The organism is Spiroplasma platyhelix PALS-1, assembly GCF_021496725.1.
In the GTDB taxonomy this organism is placed as follows: domain Bacteria; phylum Bacillota_I; class Bacilli_A; order Mycoplasmatales; family VBWQ01; genus Spiroplasma_D; species Spiroplasma_D platyhelix.
Genome location: NZ_CP051215.1, coordinates 264,103 through 284,546, shown reverse-complemented (window position 1 = coordinate 284,546; position 20,444 = coordinate 264,103). Strand labels below are relative to the sequence as shown.

The 20,444-nt window shown below is 29.2% G+C and carries 11 protein-coding genes, 1 pseudogene and 1 riboswitch; of the genes and pseudogenes, 2 read left to right on the top strand and 10 right to left on the bottom strand.

Annotated features, from left to right (window positions below):
• Position 1: 1 nt before the first annotated feature.
• Positions 2 to 172, bottom strand: a riboswitch (M-box (ykoK) riboswitch).
• A gap of 245 nt (positions 173 to 417) precedes the next feature.
• Positions 418 to 813: a Spx/MgsR family RNA polymerase-binding regulatory protein gene (locus tag SPLAT_RS01390; protein ID WP_168104624.1), complete on the top strand. Its 396-nt coding sequence runs from the start codon at positions 418 to 420 to the stop codon at positions 811 to 813.
• Positions 814 to 851: 38 nt separating this feature from the next.
• Here the strand turns inward: SPLAT_RS01390 and alaS are convergent, their stop codons facing one another.
• The 4 genes from alaS to SPLAT_RS01370 all read right to left on the bottom strand — a co-directional run bounded on the left by alaS (position 852) and on the right by SPLAT_RS01370 (position 7,935).
• The gene (gene alaS, locus SPLAT_RS01385) at positions 852 to 3,578 is read right to left on the bottom strand and encodes an alanine--tRNA ligase (protein WP_168104623.1); all 2,727 of its coding nucleotides are present in this window, start codon (positions 3,576 to 3,578) and stop codon (positions 852 to 854) included.
• A 270-nt stretch (positions 3,579 to 3,848) separates the two neighbouring features.
• Positions 3,849 to 4,631: a potassium channel family protein gene (locus tag SPLAT_RS01380; protein WP_168104622.1), complete on the bottom strand. Its 783-nt coding sequence runs from the start codon at positions 4,629 to 4,631 to the stop codon at positions 3,849 to 3,851.
• A gap of 188 nt (positions 4,632 to 4,819) precedes the next feature.
• Positions 4,820 to 6,268, bottom strand: coding sequence for a hypothetical protein (locus SPLAT_RS01375; RefSeq protein ID WP_235083229.1), 1,449 nt, complete (start codon positions 6,266 to 6,268; stop codon positions 4,820 to 4,822).
• Between the two features lie 137 nt (positions 6,269 to 6,405).
• Positions 6,406 to 7,935: a ligand-binding sensor domain-containing protein gene (locus tag SPLAT_RS01370; protein WP_168105281.1), complete on the bottom strand. Its 1,530-nt coding sequence runs from the start codon at positions 7,933 to 7,935 to the stop codon at positions 6,406 to 6,408.
• 286 nt (positions 7,936 to 8,221) lie between these two features.
• Between SPLAT_RS01370 and SPLAT_RS01365 the strand changes: the two genes are divergently transcribed.
• Complete coding sequence (locus SPLAT_RS01365; RefSeq protein WP_168105280.1) at positions 8,222 to 8,650, top strand: GNAT family N-acetyltransferase; 429 nt, start codon at positions 8,222 to 8,224, stop codon at positions 8,648 to 8,650.
• Positions 8,651 to 8,709: 59 nt separating this feature from the next.
• Here the strand turns inward: SPLAT_RS01365 and SPLAT_RS01360 are convergent, their stop codons facing one another.
• The 6 genes and pseudogenes from SPLAT_RS01360 to rplL form a co-directional block, all read right to left on the bottom strand.
• Positions 8,710 to 8,979: a hypothetical protein gene (locus SPLAT_RS01360; RefSeq protein ID WP_168105279.1), complete on the bottom strand. Its 270-nt coding sequence runs from the start codon at positions 8,977 to 8,979 to the stop codon at positions 8,710 to 8,712.
• Positions 8,980 to 9,656: 677 nt separating this feature from the next.
• Complete coding sequence (locus SPLAT_RS03540; protein WP_268833972.1) at positions 9,657 to 9,779, bottom strand: hypothetical protein; 123 nt, start codon at positions 9,777 to 9,779, stop codon at positions 9,657 to 9,659.
• A gap of 128 nt (positions 9,780 to 9,907) precedes the next feature.
• Positions 9,908 to 12,250: a hypothetical protein gene (locus tag SPLAT_RS01355; RefSeq protein ID WP_168105278.1), complete on the bottom strand. Its 2,343-nt coding sequence runs from the start codon at positions 12,248 to 12,250 to the stop codon at positions 9,908 to 9,910.
• Between the two features lie 150 nt (positions 12,251 to 12,400).
• On the bottom strand, positions 12,401 to 16,156 hold the full coding sequence (gene rpoC, locus SPLAT_RS01350; protein WP_168105277.1) for a DNA-directed RNA polymerase subunit beta': 3,756 nt from the start codon (positions 16,154 to 16,156) through the stop codon (positions 12,401 to 12,403).
• 74 nt (positions 16,157 to 16,230) lie between these two features.
• Positions 16,231 to 19,917 (bottom strand): annotated as a pseudogene (gene rpoB / locus SPLAT_RS01345) (DNA-directed RNA polymerase subunit beta); the annotation flags it as partial.
• Positions 19,918 to 20,051: 134 nt separating this feature from the next.
• Entirely contained in the window at positions 20,052 to 20,435 is a 384-nt protein-coding gene (gene rplL / locus SPLAT_RS01340; RefSeq protein ID WP_168105275.1) for a 50S ribosomal protein L7/L12, read from the bottom strand.
• Positions 20,436 to 20,444 lie beyond the last annotated feature (9 nt).

The following is a 20,444-nucleotide window of genomic DNA, read 5'->3' as shown; positions in this document are numbered from 1 at the left end:
GAATTTATTCTCCACGTTGAGCTTTAGCACTTTACAACTTTGACTTTTGAAAGTCAGCTACATTAACTCAAGCCTTAATCCGACAAGAGTTGTTCACCCAGTTTTTTGTCTTTAGACAAAAGGTGGGTAGCAGCATATATCCATAAAGTAGCCTCACCTAACAGAATAAAATTACTTATTTAATTTATTTACCTTATTTATAACAAAAATTTAATCAATTAACAATTATTTAACTAAAAATTTCCATTTTTTATTAAACAACAAATAATATTTAAAAGTGATACTATTGTTTTCAAGTAAACAAAATAGGGTAAAAAGAAAAGAAAGGATGATAAATAAAGCAATTTTAATTTAAAAAACATATCTTTTAAAAACATATTAAAAATTGGTTTTATGAAAATTTAAGGGTAAAGAAATATGATAAAGGTGTATGTTTCTCCTAGTTGTCTATCTTCAAAGAAAGTAATGCAATTTTTCGACAAAAATAATATTTCTTACATCAAAAGAAATATTATTAAAGAACCACTAACTGAAAGTGAAATCAAAGTTTTATTACGATTTGCTACTAATGGCATAAATGATATTATTTCATCAAGAGCTAAACTAATTAAACACCATGTGTTTAATATTGAAAGTTTAAAACTTTCTCAAATTTATCATTTAATTAGTACTTCACCAACAGTTTTAAAACGTCCACTTATTTTACAGGAAAATAAAGAAAGACTGCAAATTGGTTACAATGAAGATGAAATTGAAATATTTTTAAGAAACGATAGCAACAACGAGAATAATGAACAATGTGAATTTTTTTAAAAAATGGTTAGTTTGAGCTAACCATTTTTAGTTCTCTTTTATTGTTCTTCTAACACCTTAACGATATCTTTTGCTCTAACAATTCCTTCAATCTTACCTTGACTTAATAAATTAGTTCCTCCCCCCTTACCTTGAAATCACTTTAGAATTGTCAGCAACATTTCCTTAGCATGATAATTGTTGTCAGCCAACTGCTTACTAATTGCAAGAACAATCAAAGTTTCATTCGTTGCAGAAAGATGATTTAAAAAGATGATCACGATATTGTCATAACGATTACGATAGTGATCTGTTAGATTCTTCAAACTATTAAGATTAAAATCTTTAAACTCATGAGTTAGTAAATAAGTACTATTCTTAGTTAGTTCTGGCTTTAATTTTAAATACTTAGCTTCTTCTTCTTGTTCAAGTTTCACTTGAACGTCTTTTTGTCACTTACGAAAATCATTTTGTAACACAGCTAAATTTTTCTTAGCAATTCTTCAAGCTTCTTTTGTTGTTTCTAAAACTGCTAAAGCAAGCAAATGCTTTTCAATTTTTTTATCTTGCTTGATTTTTGCTTGTGCAGAATATTTAGTTTTAATTTCTGCAACTTGCAATTTAATTTCATTCATCTTTTCATCTAAAAAACTGTTAATTGTTTTAAAGCTAGTTAGCGCTTGAATACGATAACTACCTGATCCCTTTGACTCAATATTAGTGACTAGTAAATCTTCAACTTCTTTTGTGTTGCCACAATGTGTGCCACCACATAATTCAATTGAAAAGTCACCAAACTTAATCACTCGTACAATTGATTCATATTTCTCACCAAAGAAAGCTAACGCACCAATTTTTAAAGCTTGTTCATGAGTTAAATGCAGTACCTCACATGGTGTAGCAGAATTAATTCAAGTTGCTACTTGTGCTTCAATTTTCAACATTTCTGCTTCACTAAGATTTTGAAAGTGACTAAAATCTAATCTTAAGTAGTCTTCATTATTAAAACTACCTGATTGCATCACATGAGTGCCTAAAACACTTCTTAACGCAGCATGCAATAAATGAGTACCTGAATGATTCTTTCTTGTGTAGAAGCGCTTCTCTTGATTGATGACAGCGCTAACAACATCACCTTTTGTTAATTTTCCACTAACATCTAAGTAATGAATATTAAGATTGTTGACTGATTGAACATCTAACACTGTCCCATAGCCATCAGGACCATTAATTTCTCCTGCATCTGCTGCTTGACCACCTTTTTCAGCATAAAATGGTGTGCGATCTAAAATGACGTAGCCAGTAGTATTTTCTAAACTTTGAAATTGTTGATTGTCTTTGAAAATAAAAATAATTTCTCCATCATCAATTTTTTCTTTTTTGTAGCCAACAAAACTAGATTTTAAAGGTAAGTTAACTAATAAAGGATTTTGTTGCGTTAGCGCCTTAACATCTCCTTGAGCACTACGAGCATTTTCTTTTTGTTGAGCTAGTAGTTTTTCAAATCCTGCTAAATCAATGCTTACTTGATTTTCTTGGGCCAGTTCTTGGGTTAACTCAATTGGAAAACCATAAGTATCAAATAACTTAAAAGCGTTTGCTGCTGAAACTGTTTGCTCTTCTTTGATTACTTTTAAAAGTAATTCTTTGCCTGAAACTAAAGTTTGTCAGAACTTAATTTCTTCATTCTGAACCACAGTAACAATTAAATCTTGCTTAGCTTTTAATTCTGGATAGTAACTTCCCATTTGTTTGACAACAGTTGGCACTAAAAAATATAAAAATGGTTTATTGATATCTAACTTTTGTCCATAAATTTCTGCTCTTCTTATTAGTCTTCTTAAAATGTAACCACGAGTTTTTGCACTAGGAAAAACTCCATCACTAATTGCAAAAGTCAAACAACGAATATGATCACTAATAATTTTAAAAGCAGTGTTGATCTTGCTTTGTTGCTCATCATTCTTAAAATAATTATTGATATCGTAACGATACTTAGTTAGTGTCTGACATTTCTTGATAATCGCTTGAAATAAATCCGTATCAAAATTAGTTGGTACATCTTGTAAGATACTGATAATTCTTTCTAACCCTGCACCAGTATCAATATTCTTTCTTGGTAGGTCAGTGTAGTTATTAAAGCCATCATTATTAAATTGTGAGAAAACAATATTTCAAATTTCAATATAGCGATCATTCTCAATGTCATCAATTAATAATTTCAAGCCAATTTTTTTCTTATCATATTTAGGACCACGATCATAATAAATTTCAGTGTTTGGTCCACAAGGACCTTGACCCATATCTCAAAAATTAGTTTTTCTTGTTCCTAAAATTATGTGGTCTTTCTTAACTTTAATTTGCTTCAATCAAATATCATAAGTTTCTTGATCATCTTCAAAAACAGTGATGTATAATTTTTCTTTTGAAAAGTTCAACCACTGCTTATCAGTTAGAAACTCTCAAGCTCAAATGATTGCTTCTTCTTTAAAATAGTCACCAATCGAAAAATTTCCTAGCATCTCAAAAAAAGTATGATGTCTAGATGTGTAGCCAACATTTTCAATATCATTAGTTCTAATTGCTTTTTGTGAGTTAACTAATCTTAATGAAGGTGGTGTTTTTTTTCCTTCAAAATAAGGTTTTAAATTAGCTACCCCAGAATTAATTCACAACAATGATGGATCATCATTAGGAACTAACGAAGCTGTTGGCAGAACATGATGATTTTTTGCTTTAAAAAATTCTAATCATGTTGCTCTTAATTTATCAGTTGTTCATTTCATTGTTTGATCTCCTTTTTAAAAATAAAAAACGTTCCTAAATTTAGGAACGTTTGTTCAACGCGGTACCATCCTAATTCTTCAGTATTTTAAATACCAAAGCTCTCAATTAGTTTATTAATTTTGTCAAATCTTAGTAGCTTCTAATTAAGTAATTTAAGTGATTGCACCAATCTCACTCTCTCTAAAAAACAAACTTAATTATACTTATCTAATAAATCCATTCTATCGTAAATTATTTTAAAAAACAACTAAAAAACTTAAAACTAATTGCTAACGTTTCTTTTTCTTAAATAAACTTTTCTTACGTTTTTTAATTTTTTTCTTAACCTTTTGGGCCTTTTCTTTAATTATTGTTGAAGGTCCAATATTTAAATTAAAATCATTGTAAACTCGACTAATGTTGTCATTCTTGCCAATGAAAAGTACTTCATCATTTAAGAACAGTCTTTCATCACTACGAGGAATGATAACTTTATTATCTCTTTTAATAGCAATTAGATTGATGTTATAAGTATTAGGAATTTTTAATGTTTCTAACTTCTTATTTGTCAAACGAATATTCTTAACTGTAACATTAACAATCGAATGCTTTTCATCAACTGTTGTTAGATCTAATCCTAACTTTCAGATTGCTCGATAAGCTGCTCTTCTACCAGCTTCTATTTCAGGAAGAATGATATTATTTATGCCAATCGCTTGTAAAAGCAATTGATGAGTGCTATCAACAGCCTTAGCAACAATATTAATTTCAGTACCATCATTATATTCTTTTTGTAAATTTAAAATTTGAACTGCTGTAACAACTGAAGCTGCTAAATCTGATCCCACAGCAATGATGATGTTCTTAATTTTATAAATCCCAGCATCTTCTAAAGCATTACGATTTGTTGAATCTAAAATCAAAACTTCACTAGCAATATTTGCTGCTAATTGTACACGTTCTTCATTCTTATCAATCGCCAAACAAACCTTACCTAATTCTTCTAGAGTTCTAACAACTGACATTCCAAACTTTCCTAAACCAATGACACAATAATCATTTTCAGAAGACATTATATTCCTACTTTCTTAAAGAAATCTTTTTTAAAATTCTATTAAACAATAATATCATTATACTAAAAATTATTAAATAAGGTTTCAAAATAAAAAAATGATAAGAATATCAGCTTATCATAAAAATTAACTACAAAAAAAACACAATAAAAAAACTACTCTGTAAAAGAATAGTTTTTTTATTAGCTTTAATTGCTTTTAGTCAAGTCACCTAATTCATTCAAAATAAATTCTGTTTTTTTAGTTAGTCCTTGTCATTTATTAGTACTTTTATCAAATACTAGAATTCTGTGTAATTCTGGACTATCCACAGTAATCTTACTTCCTGGAATAAATTCTAAACTACCAAATATGTTTGGAAGATTATCAACTCAGGTTCTTCCATTAAAAGTAAAGTCTTTTTGTCCAGAAAAATTAAAAGTATGATACTTAATAAAATTTTGATGTACTTGAACAGATGCTTTTTGAAAATATTTTACAACATCAAAAAATTTAATTTTATTAGTTGTACTATCTAAATAAATATATCCTTTAAGTCCATTTTTAATATTAACATTGCTTGCATTTGCACCAATTCCTGAAATTTCAAACAATTTTAAATTTCAAGTTAATTTTACATCTCCTCGATATTTAGAATCTGGTTTCGCTTTCACAAGAATTGAGTTACTTGAATGATTTTCTAAACTTAAACCTGCTTCATCTAAACTTGAAGCACCAATATGACTCAAAATTTTATTAGTAATACTATCTAAATTATTATTATCTAAAAAACCTTGAACATTTTTTTCATCAGTAAATTTAAAATTACTAAATACTTCACTCAATTGAAGTTTGATGGTTGTAACAATGATATTTACCTTACCAGTAAACTTAGTATTTGATTTAGCTGAAATTATTGCTGAACCATTTTCTAAATTTGTTGCTGCTTTAAAATCATTAATTTCAATAGCACCATTCACTTCTGAATTTTTTGCTTCTATTTCTTCAAGAACTTTAGCTGCATCATTAGCAATGTTCCCATCAACTTCTGTATTCTTAATCACATCGCTTAACTCAGTTTTATCTAAAGATTTAATAGTAATAATTACTTCACCAGTAAACTTAGTATTTGCCTTTGCTCTAACAACTGCTGATCCATTTTGAATTTGTGTTGCTGCTTTAAAATCATTAATTTCAATAGCACCCTTCACTTCTAAATTTTTTGCTTCTATTTCTTCAAGAACTTTAACTGCATCATTAGCAATGTTCCCATCAACTTCTATAGTTTTAACAACTTCACTTAACTCAGTTTTATCTAAAGATTTAATAGTAATAATTACTTCACCAGTAAACTTAGTATTTGCCTTTGCTCTAACAACTGCTGATCCATTTTGAATTTGTGTTGCTGCTTTAAAATCATTAATTTCAATAGCACCCTTCACTTCTAAATTTTTTGCTTCTATTTCTTCAAGAACTTTAACTGCATCATTAGCAATGTTCCCATCAACTTCTATAGTTTTAACAACTTCACTTAACTCAGTTTTAGGTGCTTCTGTTTCCTTTGAACCACAAGCCACAACAGTTAAAGAAGTTGGAACTACAATAGCTAAAGATCCAACTAGGGCTAACATTTTTTTAAATTTCATTTTTTCTTTCATAAATTTCAAGTCTCCATAACCAATAAAAAATATAAGTATATTATCTCATTTTTCTCTTGCTGTGTCAACATAATAAATGAGAACTAAAATTCCAAAATATAATTAAAAAACTACTCACTAAAGGAGTAGTTTTTTAACTATACAATTGCTAATTCTCACACACTAGTTTTTGTCCCTGCATAAAGAACTTTATCAATTATCACTAATGAATATACTGAAGCATTTAGTTGATAGGAATTCTTTATGCTCTTAGCATCTAAATCAAGTTCATAAATATTTCCTTTTTCTGTTGCAACATATATCTCTTGGTTGGTTCCTTGAACTAAAGAAAAAATGTGCCCTTCTTCTAAATTAAGTACTTCAGACATTTCATTACTATTCAAATTAAATTGATAAATTTTATCTTTTGTAGTTAAAACTAATTTGTCATCAGCAATTTCTTTCATATCTAAAATTGAATTACTTTTATTTTCAAAACTAAATTTTGGAGTTTTAACTTCAGTAGCAGTAAAATCAATCTCTCATAAATTACCATCAGTTGTACCAGCATACAATTTACCATTTGAAGCTTGAACTAAAGTATTAACAAAACTTCAATCTAATAAACGATATTTTGTTGGATTTTCAAGATCTTTTAAGTCAATTTCTCAAACATTTCCAATACCACTACCAGCGTACAATTTACCATCTAATCCTTCAATTAAAGTTGCAATATCGCGATGATCTGCACCTGGTCAATCATTAAGAATTTTTAGAACTGTATTATCTTCTAAATTAATTTCTCAAATACTAGATTTAACAGTTCCTGCATATAATTTACCATTCTTAGCCTGAATTAATGTATATATATGTTCATTATTTAATTGGTATTTTTTGCTTTTTTCATTATTACTTAAATCAATTTCTCAAATGTTACCATTGTCAGTTCCTGCATATAATTTACCATTCTTAGCCTGAATTAATGTATTTACATTACCATCATTTAACTCAAATTTATCAGCAATTTGAGCTTCATCAACAGTAATTATTAATTTAGTGCTTTGATTTGCTGATTTAGCATAACTATAAACAATTCTTGCTTCAAAACTGCCAACAGTTTCAAAATTTTCATCTGTTAGAATTTCATCTTTATCATTAGTAATTGTTTTTAAGTCAAATAAATCTTTTTTAAAATAATTCGCAATTTCTTCAGACAATTTGCTCTTAATAAATTCTTCATCAATGGAAGCCTTTAACTCTACAATTGAACTTTTAAAATTAACTGTTGTTGTATAATCACCATCATTAATTTCTTTAATAATTTCATCACTTTTGTTATCTTCTAATTTACTAATTGTGATGCTAACCTCACCAGTATATTTACTATTTGCTTTTGCTACAATCTTTGCTAAACCAGTTGCATTTTCTGTTGCTTTATTAAAATCTGTAATTTCAATATCTTTATCTGTTAACTTAGAATTTAACTTAATAACTTCTGCAAGCACGATATCTTTTTCATTAGCGATATTTCCATCAACTTCTGTAGTTTTAATAACTTCACTTAATTCAGTTTTTGGGGCTGCTGTTTCGTTTGAACCACAAGCCACAACGCTTAAAGAACCTGGAATTATAATAGCTAAAGAACCAATCATGGCCAACATTTTTTTAAAATTCATTTTTTCTTTCATAAATTATCACGCCGCCACTATCACTTAAAATATTATTGATATTATAATACTTGCATTTTTTCTTTTTCATGTCAACATAATCAACATAATTATATAATAGCTAAAGAAAACTTATAAAGGTTCTTCATCCATTTTAATATCTACTCTCCTACCTTAATAGAAAGTTTACAAAATTACTAAAATTAGATATAATATTATTTCTAATTATTAAGAATGAGTTTTAAGCAAGGTTCTTAAACAAATAATGATAAAATTATTTAAACAAAATTCTTAAGGGAGGATATTAGTGAAAATTAAAATTGTTCATAATCAAAAAATGATGAATCAAGCTTTACGAATTAGAGAAGCAGTTTTCATCAACGAACAAAAAGTACCGCTTTCTGAAGAAGTAGATGAGTACGATACTACATCTACTCACTATCTTGTCTATAACTTAAAAAATAGACCAGTAGCAACTTGTCGAACAAGAGCATATAAAAATAAGCTTAAAATTGAAAGAGTGTGTGTTTTAAAACCTTATCGTGGCAAAAAAATTGGCGAAAAGTTAATGCTTCATGCTGAAAAAGAAGCACAAACACAAGGATTTAAAGGTACCATGTTAAGTGCTCAAGTCCAAGTTGTACCATTCTATAAAAAACTTGGCTACCAAATATGCTCAGAACCATTTATTGATTCAAACATCGAACACTATCTAATGGAAAAAAACATTAACTAGTGATTAAAAAAAGTCTTACTATTTAGTAAGACTTTTTTATTTTTAATTTCTAAAATTCATTAATTAATATTTCCAAAATAATCAATAGAATAGTCTTCTTTTGAAATTGCAACTCACTGACCAGTCTCTTTTTGAAATATTTTAGTATAATCGCGTTCTTCAGAATTTAATATAAGTTGAACACCATTAGTAAAATCAAAACTATTAAATAATGCTGGAACTTCAAAAGTTAAAGAACCCGAACTAATGCCAAATTCTTTGTTAATACCTTTGTTGTTAGCAAAATAAAAACTATGAGACTCAGAGTATGGTGGTCCTTCATGAATCATAGGTACACCATTTACACCTTTATATGCTGCTACATCAAAAACTTTAATGTGATTATCTTGATAATCTAAGTAGAAATATAATTTAAGTCCTTCACGAATATATGAATCAGTAGTTTCTTCAAAATTTGTTCCTCAAAGTTCTAATAATTTTAAATTTCAATTTAATGTTACTTCACCTTTATAATTCTTAGCATCTGATTTTGCTTTTAAAAGAATTGAAGTAGCTTTTTGATTTTCTAAAATTAAACCTGCTTCATCTAAAGATTTACCTAAATACTTTTCAATTTGAGTAGTAATATTAGCTACATCATTATTATCTGTAAATCCTTCAACATCCTTTTGATCTCTAAATTGAAAATAATTAAATACATCAGTTAATTTAAGCCTAGTATCTCTAACATTAATTGTTAATTTAGTTTTCTGTTTACTAATCTTGCCATAACTATAGTTAATTTCAGCACTAATATCAGCAACTTTTGTTAAATCCTCTTCATTTAAATCATTACTATCAACAGTAATTTTTTCAAACTTAAATAAATTATATTTAAAGGCATTTGCTACATCATCAGTTAATTCATCTTTAATAAATTTTTGACTAGTTACTAAACTATTAACTTCATCAACACTAGAATTAATATTAAATTTTCCTAAATACCTAACCTTATTAATTGCCTCTACTATTTTCGATCAGTATTTTCTACTTCTTTGTTACCACAAGCTACAACACTTAATGTTCCAGGAACAACAATAGTTAATAAACCAATTGATGCTAACATTTTTTTAAAATTCATTTTCATCATATAAAAACCCTCCAAATTTTGTTAAATACGATATTTCTTTTATATTTAATTCTTTTTTTTCTATAATTATCAAGACTTATAAAAAAATATATCATACGATATATTTTTTTATTTCTATTTTAAACTTATTAATTAACATTGCCAAGATGATCAATAAAATAAGTTCTTTTTGATGAAGTAACTCATCTATTACTATTTTTGTTAAATACTCCTTTGTAATAAGGTGCTGTAGTAGGATTTAATGTAACTTGAATACCATTAGTAAAGTCAAAACTACCAAATCTTGATGGAAGAACTGAAGATAAATCTCTAGAATAAATATTAAATGATTTATTAACTCCTTTATTATTAGAAAACGAAAAATTATGAGTTCTTGGATTTGTTAGACTATTAGCATAACCAACTACTGTTAGTGCATCTTTATATCCTGGTAAATCAAAAGCTTTAACTTGATTATCTTGATGATCTAAATAAATATATAATTTAATTCCTTTACGAACAGATTCATCAGTACTACTTAAAAGTGGTTGACCTAAAGCTTCAAATAATTTTAAATTTCAAGTTAATGTCACTTCACCTTGATAATCCTTAGCATCTGATTTTGCTTTTAAAAGAATTGAAGTAGCTTTTTGATTTTCTAAAATTAAACCTGCTTCATCTAAAGATTTACCTAAATACTTTTCAATTTGAGTAGTAATATTTTTTAAATCATTAGAATCTAAAAATCCTTCAACATCTCTTAAATCTTTAAAATTGAAATCCTTAAAAACATCAGTTAATGAAGCACGATTTTCTTTAATATCAATAATTAAATTAGTACTTTGATTTCTAAATTTACCATAATTATAATTAATTTCTGCATTAATTCTTCCAGGAACTTTAAAATCATTATATGATAGTTCCATATTCTTATCATTAGTGATTTTATTTAAAGTAAACGAACTATCTTTAAAAACATCCGCAATTTCTTCAGGTAATTTATCTTTAATAAAATTAGAAGTAATTATTGTTTTTAAATCACTTACTTTACTATTCAATTCCACATTTGTTGAATATGAACTTTCATTAATTGCATCAACTATTTGTTGATCTGAAACAGTAACAGAAATTATTAAATTAGTACTTTGATTAGTAATAGATCCATAATTATAAACAATTTTAGCAACAATTGTCCCACTATTAACTATGTCACTATCTAACAAATCTGTGCTCTTACTATTAAGAAGAACATTAAATAAAGTAAATTTATCATCAGCAAAAATTGATTGAGTACTTTTATCTAACTGATTTTTAATAAAGTTAGCATTAATTTGTGTCTTTACATCGTTTACTTTACCATTTAAATTAATATTTTTAAAATATAACTCTTTATTAATAGCATCAACTACTTGCTGATCTGAAGCGCCAACAGTAATAATTAAACTAGTACTTTGATTATTAAATTTTCCATAGTTATAAATAATTTTTGCATTAATTGTTCTACTAATATTTAAATCACTATCTAATAAATCTGTACCTCTACTATCAATAATTCTATTTAAAGTAAATAAATCGTCTTTAAAAGTCTTATTAATATCTTCTGTTAACTGACTTTTAATAAAATTAGTATCAATTGTTGACTTTAAGGAATTTATCTCACTATTAAACTTAACATCTTTAGTATAGGTACTTTCATTAATTGCATCAACTACTTGCTGATCTGAAATACCCACATTAATAGTTAAATTAACGCTTTGATTACTAATTTTTCCATAGTCGTAAATAATTTTTGTACTAATTGTTCTACTAACATTTAAATCACTATTTGATAAATTTGTTCCTTTATCATTAAGAATATTAGTAAAATTAAATTTTTCTTCATCAAAAGTTGACTGAATATTTTCACCTAATTGATTTTTAATAAAATTACAATCAATTGATGCTTTTAAAGCAATAACGTCACTATTTAAAATAACCGTTTTAGAATACTTTCTAGTACTAATATCTTCCACTATTTGCTGATCTGAAACAGTAACAACAATTATTATATTAGTACTTTGATTAGTAATAGATCCATAATCATAATTAATTTTTGCATTAATTATTCCAGTACCTGCTAAATCTTTATCCGTTAGTTCTTGATTTTGTTTGTTAAAAATGTTATTTAAAGTAAATAAATTATCTTTAAAACTCTTATTATCTTCTCCTATTAATTGATTTTTAATAAAATTAGTAGTAATCTGTGACTTTAAATTATCTAATTTACTATTAAATAAAACATTTAATTGATAAGAATCAACACCATTAATTGCATCAACTACTTGCTGATCTAAATTCTTTTCTTGTGTTCAATCTTTTGGTTCTTTTGGCTTTTCACCATTTTCTGCAACTTGTATATTTCCACAAGCTACAACACTTAATACTGCAGGAACAGCAACTATACTTGTACCAATTAATGACAACATTTTTTTAAAATTTATTTGCCTTTTCATTCTTAACCTCCCTAAAATGTATAATGTTTTTTGTTCTAGAAATTTTACCTACCTTTCTTTTGTAATTCAAGAACTTTTTAAAAAATAAAAAATCACTATCAAAAAGTGATTTTTATTTTTAGTATTAAATTTTAACTAATATATTTCGTATTAGTACTCTTCTGCTCTAGCAATCTCACCTAAGCGAATAATTTCTTCACTAGTTAGTAAACCAGTTCCTGCTGGGATAATGTTTCCTAAGATAACATTTTCTTTTAATCCTAATAGGTTATCTGTCTTACCTTTGATCACAGCATTAGTTAGCACTCTTGTTGTGTCTTGGAAAGAAGCAGCAGCTAAGAATGAATCTGATTCTAATGGTGCTTTCTTAATTCCTAAGATGATTGGCTTTCCAAATGCTGGATTCTTACCTTCCATAATTGTTTGCACATTAACACGTTTGAATTCCTTCACATCAAGAATTTCTCCTGGTAGCAATGCTGTATCACCACTATCAAACACAAAGATACGACTTAGCATTTGTTTGATGATAATCTCAATGTACTTATCAGAAATTTCAATTCCTTGAAGACGATAAACTCTTTGTACTTCTTTAAGAATATATTGTTGAACTGCAATAATTCCTGCAACATCTAATAGTTGGTTGATGTTGATTGAACCTTCAGTTAGCTTTTGACCAACCTTAACTTCTTGACCAACCTTAACTCTTACTTGTGCATTATATTGTGTCTTATATTCTTTGTAGTCTAGTTCTGAAGCTACACCAATAGTATAAATTCCTTGTTCTTCACGAATATCCTTAACTTTTCCAGCAAATTCACTAATTAGGGCAACTGCTCCTTTTGGATTAGTTACGTCTAATAGTTCTTTAATTCTTGGTAGACCTTGAGTGATATCTGTACCACCAGCAACCCCACCAGTATGGAAAGTACGCATAGTCAACTGAGTACCTTGTTCACCAATTGATTGAGCAGCAATAATTCCTACTGCTTCACCAATTGCAACTTCAGATCCAGTTGTTAGATTCAATCCGTAACATTTCTTACATACTCCACTTTTAGCTTCACAAGTAAGAATAGAACGAATTTTTACTTTCTTCACACCAGCATTAATTACTTTTTCAACTAAATGTTCAGTAATTAAAGTACCATGAGGTAGCAGTACATTCTTCTTATTATCTAGTAAGTCACCTTGAAGGTATCTTCCAAATAAACGGTCTCTTAATGGCACAATGATGTTGTTTCTTTTAACGTCAACAATATCATTAATGATAAATCCGTTATCTGTTTGACAATCGTCTTCAGACACAATGATATCTTGAGCAACATCAACTAGTCTTCTTGTTAAGTATCCTGAGTCAGAAGTCTTCAACGCCATATCAGCCATACCTTTTCTCGCTCCATGAGTTGAGATAAAGAATTCTGAAACATTTAATCCTTCTCTGAAAGAAGATTTAATTGGTAATTCAATAACTTCTCCCTTAGGATTGTTCATCAATCCTCTCATCCCTACTAATTGAGTAAAGTTACTAATATTAGTTCTAGCACCTGAATCTCACATCATAAAGATTGGATTGTTGATGTCTTCTTTTAAGACATGCTCTAATTGATCTTGAATGTCATTTTTTACTTTTGCTCATTTATTGATAATGTGATAGTGACGTTCACGTTCAGTTAGCATACCTTCTTTATAGAACTTATCAATCTTACCTACGTAAGCATCAGCTTCCTTAAATTCTTTTTCCTTGGCATCATATGAAATAATGTCACCAGCAGAAATTGTTGTTCCTGATATCGTTGAGTATTTAAATCCTAAATCCTTCATCTTATCTAACATTTCTGCAGTTGATTGTGTTCCATATAACTTAAAGTATTTATGAATAATATCAGCTAATGTTTTTTTCTTAAATGGATCAATAATTTTACGATTTGCAACAACTTCATGAATGTTTGTTCCAAAATCAATTAAATCTCCAGTTTGATAGTCATGTAAGTTATCAATGTTTGGATGATTGATATATGGCATGTCGCTAGGGAAAATTTTATTGAAAATTAATTTTCCAACTGTTGTGATTAAAATTTTGTTCTTATCTTCTGGCTTGAATTTATTTTCACCAACGCTAACAACTCTAATTCCAATCATCGCATGTAAAGAAACACTGCGTGTTTCATATGCCTTAACTGCTTCATCAATATCTTTGAACACCATTCCTTGTCCTAATTGATCTTGCTTTTCAATTGTTAGATAGTAGTTTCCAAGCACCATATCTTGAGTTGGTGTAACAATTGGCTTACCGTCTTTAGGACTTAAAATATTTTTTGAACCTAGCATTAAGTATCTTGCTTCAGCAACTGCTTCTTTAGTGATTGGCACATGAATCGCCATTTGGTCACCATCAAAGTCAGCATTAAAAGCAGGTGTAACTAAAGGATGCAAACGAATTGCTTTTCCCTTAACTAACTTCACTTCAAAAGCTTGAATTCCCAAACGGTGCAATGTTGGAGCACGGTTTAGTAGTACTGGTCTGTCTTTAATTACTTCTTCTAGATTGTCTCAAATTCTTTCATCTTGATTTTCAATTAACTTTTCAGCAATCTTGATGTTTAATGCAATCCCGTTAGTAACCAATTTTTGAATCACAAATGGTTTGAATAAGATGATTGCCATATCTCTTGGCACACCACATTCATACATCTTTAATTCTGGTCCAACAGCAATAACACTTCGTCCTGAATAGTCAACACGTTTTCCTAAAAGGTTTTGACGGAATCTTCCTTGCTTTCCTTTTAAAGTTGCTGTGATTGATTTTAATGGACGCTTGTCTCTTCCTGTTACTGGACGAGCTTTTCTTTCGTTATCTAATAGTGCATCAACAGCTTCTTGCAACATTCTTTTTTCATTGTTGACAATAAGAACTGGCGCACCCATTTGTTTGATTTTCTTTAAACGTTCGTTACGAATGATAATTCTACGATATAAATCGTTGATCTCAGATGTTGTGAATCTACCACCATCTAATTGAATAATTGGACGAATATCAGGTGGAATAACTGGGATAGCATGCATCACCATTCATTCAGGACGATTTCCTGATTTTAAGAATGAATCAATCACATCTAATCTTCTCATCAATTTACGACGATCAGTTTGTGATTTTTTACTTGTTAGTTGCTTCTTAACCTTATCGAATTCTACTTCTAAATCAATATCTTTTAAGAGATATTCAATTGCTGAAGCACCAATTCCAAACTTAATATCAGTATGTTTAGCAATAAATTGTGTACATTCATCCATTGAGAATGGTCGTGATAAATCAGCTAAGCTTTCAGCTAAAACTTTTGCTCTAGTGTGAGCAAAAGAATTTGGCTCTAAATCTTCTTGAATTCCAATCACTACTTTACGTAAGCGATTACGAGTTTCAGCAGCAGTCTTCACTGAACCAATATCAAGAATCATCTTACTCTTGAAAACCTTACTTGAACCTGGATCAAGCACGATATATGAAACAAAGTAAACTACTTCTTCTAAATCTTTTGCTTTCATATCAATTGCTAAAGCAATTCTTGAAGGCGAAGCCTTAAGCATTCAAATATGAGTAACTGGTTCTTCTAATTCAATATGTCCTAAACGTTCTCTACGAACGATTGCTTCTGTGATCTCAACTTGACAGCGTTCACAAACTTTACCTTTGTTTTTAATCTTCTTGTACTTTCCACAAATACATTCATAATTCTTAATTGGACCAAAAATTCTAGCATCAAATAAACCATCTTTTTCTGGCTTTAAAGATTTATAGTTGATTGTTTCTGGTTTTGTGATTTCTCCATGTGATCAAGAACGAATTTGTTCAGGAGAAGCTAAAGAAATTTTAATTGCACGATAGTGCTTTGCATCATTATTTATCATCTTTGTTCCTCCTAAATTGTATCTTCTTCAACAAAATTATTGTTGTCGAGATTTTCTTCTAAAATCACTGCATCATCATAAGCAATAACTTCTTGTTCTTTACCTTGAGCATCAACTAAAGTAACATTAATTCCTAGTCCTTGTAGTTCACGTGTTAGAACATTAAATGATTCAGGAATTCCTGATTGTGGGATATCCTTATCACGTAAAATTGCTTCATAAGTCTTAATACGACCTTTAATGTCATCTGACTTGATTGTTAGGATTTCTTGTAGGGTATGAGCTGCACCATAAGCTTCTAGTGCTCATACTTCCATTTCTCCAAATCTTTGACCACCATTTTGAGCTTTTCCACCAAGTGGTTGTTGAGTAATTAATGAATATGGACCAACATTTCTTGCATGTAACTTATCGTCAACCATGTGAGAAAGTTTCAACATGTACATAACTCCAACAGAAATTTTGTTGTCAAATTTTTCTCCTGTCATCCCATCATATAATGTAACTTTATCAAAGCCATTAAAGTTAGCTTCTTTCATAATATTTAGTAAGTCATCATTTTTTAAACCATCAAACACTGGAGTAGCTACTTTAATTCCTAATGTCTTAGCAGCCATTCCTAAATGAAGCTCTAAAATTTGACCAATGTTCATTCTTGAAGGAACTCCCAATGGATTCAACATAATGTCAATTGGTGTACCATCTTCTAAGAATGGCATATCTTCAACTGGTAGCACTTTTGAAATAACACCTTTATTTCCGTGTCTTCCAGCCATCTTATCTCCTTCACGGATCTTACGCTTTTGAACAATGTAAACATGAATAATTTCTTCTACTTCAGAAGGTAGTTCATAACCATCTGCTCTAGCATAACGCTTAACACTTTGAACAATTCCAGCACCACCATTAGGTACTCTTAAAGAATTATCCTTAACATTACGAGATTTTTCTCCATAAAGAATTGATAATAGTTTTTCTTCTGGTGTTGGTTGAGTTTGTCCTTTAGGAGTCACTTTACCAACTAAGATATCTCCTTCTTTTACTTCTGTTCCTACTAAAACAATTCCATCATCATCAAGATATTTTCTTGCTATCTCAGAAGTATTAGGGATTTCTCTTGTTATTTCTTCTTTACCTTGTTTTGTACGTCTACGCTCTAATGTGTACTCTTCAATATGAATTGAAGTGTAAACATCATCTTTCACTAGTCTTTCACTAATGATGATAGCATCTTCATAGTTGTAACCATTTCAAGTCATGAATCCTACGATCACATTTTGTCCTAAAGCTAGTTCACCATCTTTCATTGATGGACCATCAGCAAGAATTTGACCTTTTTCAACTTTGTCACCAATCTTAACTAATGTGCTATGACTAATTCCAGTACCATAGTTACTACGTTCAAACTTACTTAATTCATAAGTGTTGACTTCTTTTTCACCTTGAACAATAATTTCATTGGCATCAACATACTTAATAACTCCAGGATTCTTAGCTAAAATTGCTAATCCAGAGTCTCTTGCTACAGCATACTCCACACCAGTACCAACAATTGGTGCTTCTGGTTTAATTAAAGGAATTGCTTGACGTTGCATATTAGCTCCCATTAAAGCACGGTTAGCATCATCATTTTCCAAGAATGGAATACAACTTGTCGCAATTGAAACAATTTGTTTTGGTGAAACATCAATAAAGTCTACTTTACTTGGACTAACAATAATATTTTGACCATTATTACGCGCAATCACATTCTTACTCTTAATCACATTATGACTATCAAGTTCAATATTAGCTTGAGCAATAATGTAGTCTTTTTCATCACCAGCAGTTAGATAAAGTACTTCATCAGTTACCTTAGCATCAACCACTTTACGATAAGGAGTTTCAATAAACCCATATTCGTTTACCTTAGCATAAGTAGCTAAGTTACTAATCAACCCAATATTTGGACCTTCTGGAGTTTCACTCGGACAAATTCTGCCATAGTGAGAATAGTGCACATCTCGAACTTCTAAACTAGCACGTTCTCTAGATAATCCACCAGGACCAAGTGCAGTTAGTCTTCTTTTATTAGCTAATTCTGCAAGTGGATTAGTTTGATCCATAAATTGTGATAATTGCGATAGATTAAAGAATTCACCAATCACAGCTGTTAGTGGTTTATTGTTAGTGATGTTAGTTGGCTTGATACGATCAATATCAGTTGTTGCCATCTTTTCTTTGACATTCTTTTCAATACGACCCATACCAATACGGAATTGATTTTGTAGCAACTCACCAACAGTTCTAATTCTTCTGTTTGATAAGTGATCGATATCATCTTCATTTCCAACTCCTTGAATGAAGTTTAAAATGTATGATAAAGTTGCAACAATATCAGCGATATTGATGTTGTCATCATGACAATTTGGATTTACACCAATAACATTAATAATGTTGTCATCAGTACGTTCAACATCTTCTTTATAAACTTTAACTAATTGCAGATACTTTTCACCTTGAGTTTCATTTAAAATTGTATTGACAGGAATTAAACAAGCACCAGCTTTTAAAGTTTGTTTCAACAATTCTAATTTATCTTTACTAATAAGAGTATTCTTTTTAAACACAACATTCCCGTCAACATCTTTGATGTCTTGGGCAATCGTACAATTTAAAATTCGTTCACTAACTGATAATTTTTGAATTAATTTGTATCTTCCTGCTTTTGTTAGATCATATTTCTTACGATCAAATAACAGCCCATTTAAGAACTTAAAGGCACCATCAATACTTGCAGTTTCTCCAGCTTTAATCTTCTTGTAAACTTCTTGAATGGCATCTTCTCATGAAACATGCTCATCATATTGATAAGTATTTAAAAGTGTTTCATCATTTCCAATGATATTAAGCACATCATCTTTTGATAGTCCTAATGCTGTAAGCAATGTTGTCACTGGAACTTTTCTTGATTTCTCAATCTTAACTTGAATAATTTCTTTTAAACTATTCTTATTTTTTAGAATCTTATTACGTTTAACATCTGTTTCTAATTCTAATCATGTTCCTCTTGAAGGAATTAAATCACCAAAGAATTTCTTTAATCCTGTTTTGCTATCAATCTCAACTTTAAAGTAAGCTCCAGGAGAACGTACTAATTGAGAAACAATAACTTTTTCACTACCATTGATGATAAATGTTCCCTTATCAGTCATCAACGGGAAGTCTCCTAAAAAGACATCGCCTTGACGATTTAAAGTGAAATCAACAATTAATTCTAATTCATTTCTTCCTTGAACAGTAATTTCAATATTAGAAAAATCACCATTACTATGTGGCTCTTTTTCTTCAAAATAATAAGTGCTACCACTAATTTGTGGTTCTTTAATGTTAGTGATGTTAAATTGTTCTTTAATTCAACGAATTAAATAGTTTAAAATATTTTCTTTAGGTGAAATTGCTAACTTACGATTAGCATCTGAGATTGCTAAAGATAGAATAGTATAAAGCGGCGCTTCATAATTTTTTGATTCATTCTTAGCTTCTTTGATGTTTCTTCTTGGATGACGAAATTCTCATCCTAATAGAGAAAGTATAATACGGTTATCGTTATCAGTAATTGGGAAGATATCATCAAATACTTCTTGAATTCCTGTTTTAATAAATCAATCATAAGTATCTCTTTGTATTGCTATTAAGTCAGGTAGTTCTAAGTTTCCTGAAACTTTAGTGTAGTCTCTTCTTGTTGCATAATGTCCAAATTTTTTTGTTGTATACTCCATTGGCCAGCTCCAATTCGTTTATTTCTTGCACATAATTTTTTATGTGCGGTACCTTTTATAAAGTACAGAAAACCAGCTATAAACTGGTTTTAAATTTTCTTAAGTTTTCTAAGTTTTTTTAAGACTGCTTGCAATTATTTAATTTCAACAATTGCTCCTAATTTCTTAAATTCTTCTTCAAGTTCTTTTAATTCATCAGGTGACACATTGTCTTTTAATAATTGTGGCTTTTCAGCAACTGCATCTGTCATCTTTTTAGCTGACATTAAGTCCATTCCTAATTTTTCTTTCATTAATTTAATAACTTGAACTTTAGCAGCTCCTACTTCTTTTAAGTAGATTGCACTTGCTTGTTTAGCTTCTGATGCTTCTGAAGCTCCAGTTGCAACTGGACCTTGAACAGCAACTGCAGCAGTAACTCCAAATGTTTCTTCAATTGCAGAAACTAATTCTTTTAATTGAAGAGCAGTCATAGTTTTAATATGTTCAATAATTTGATCATTTGTTAAGTTTTCCATTTTCTTACT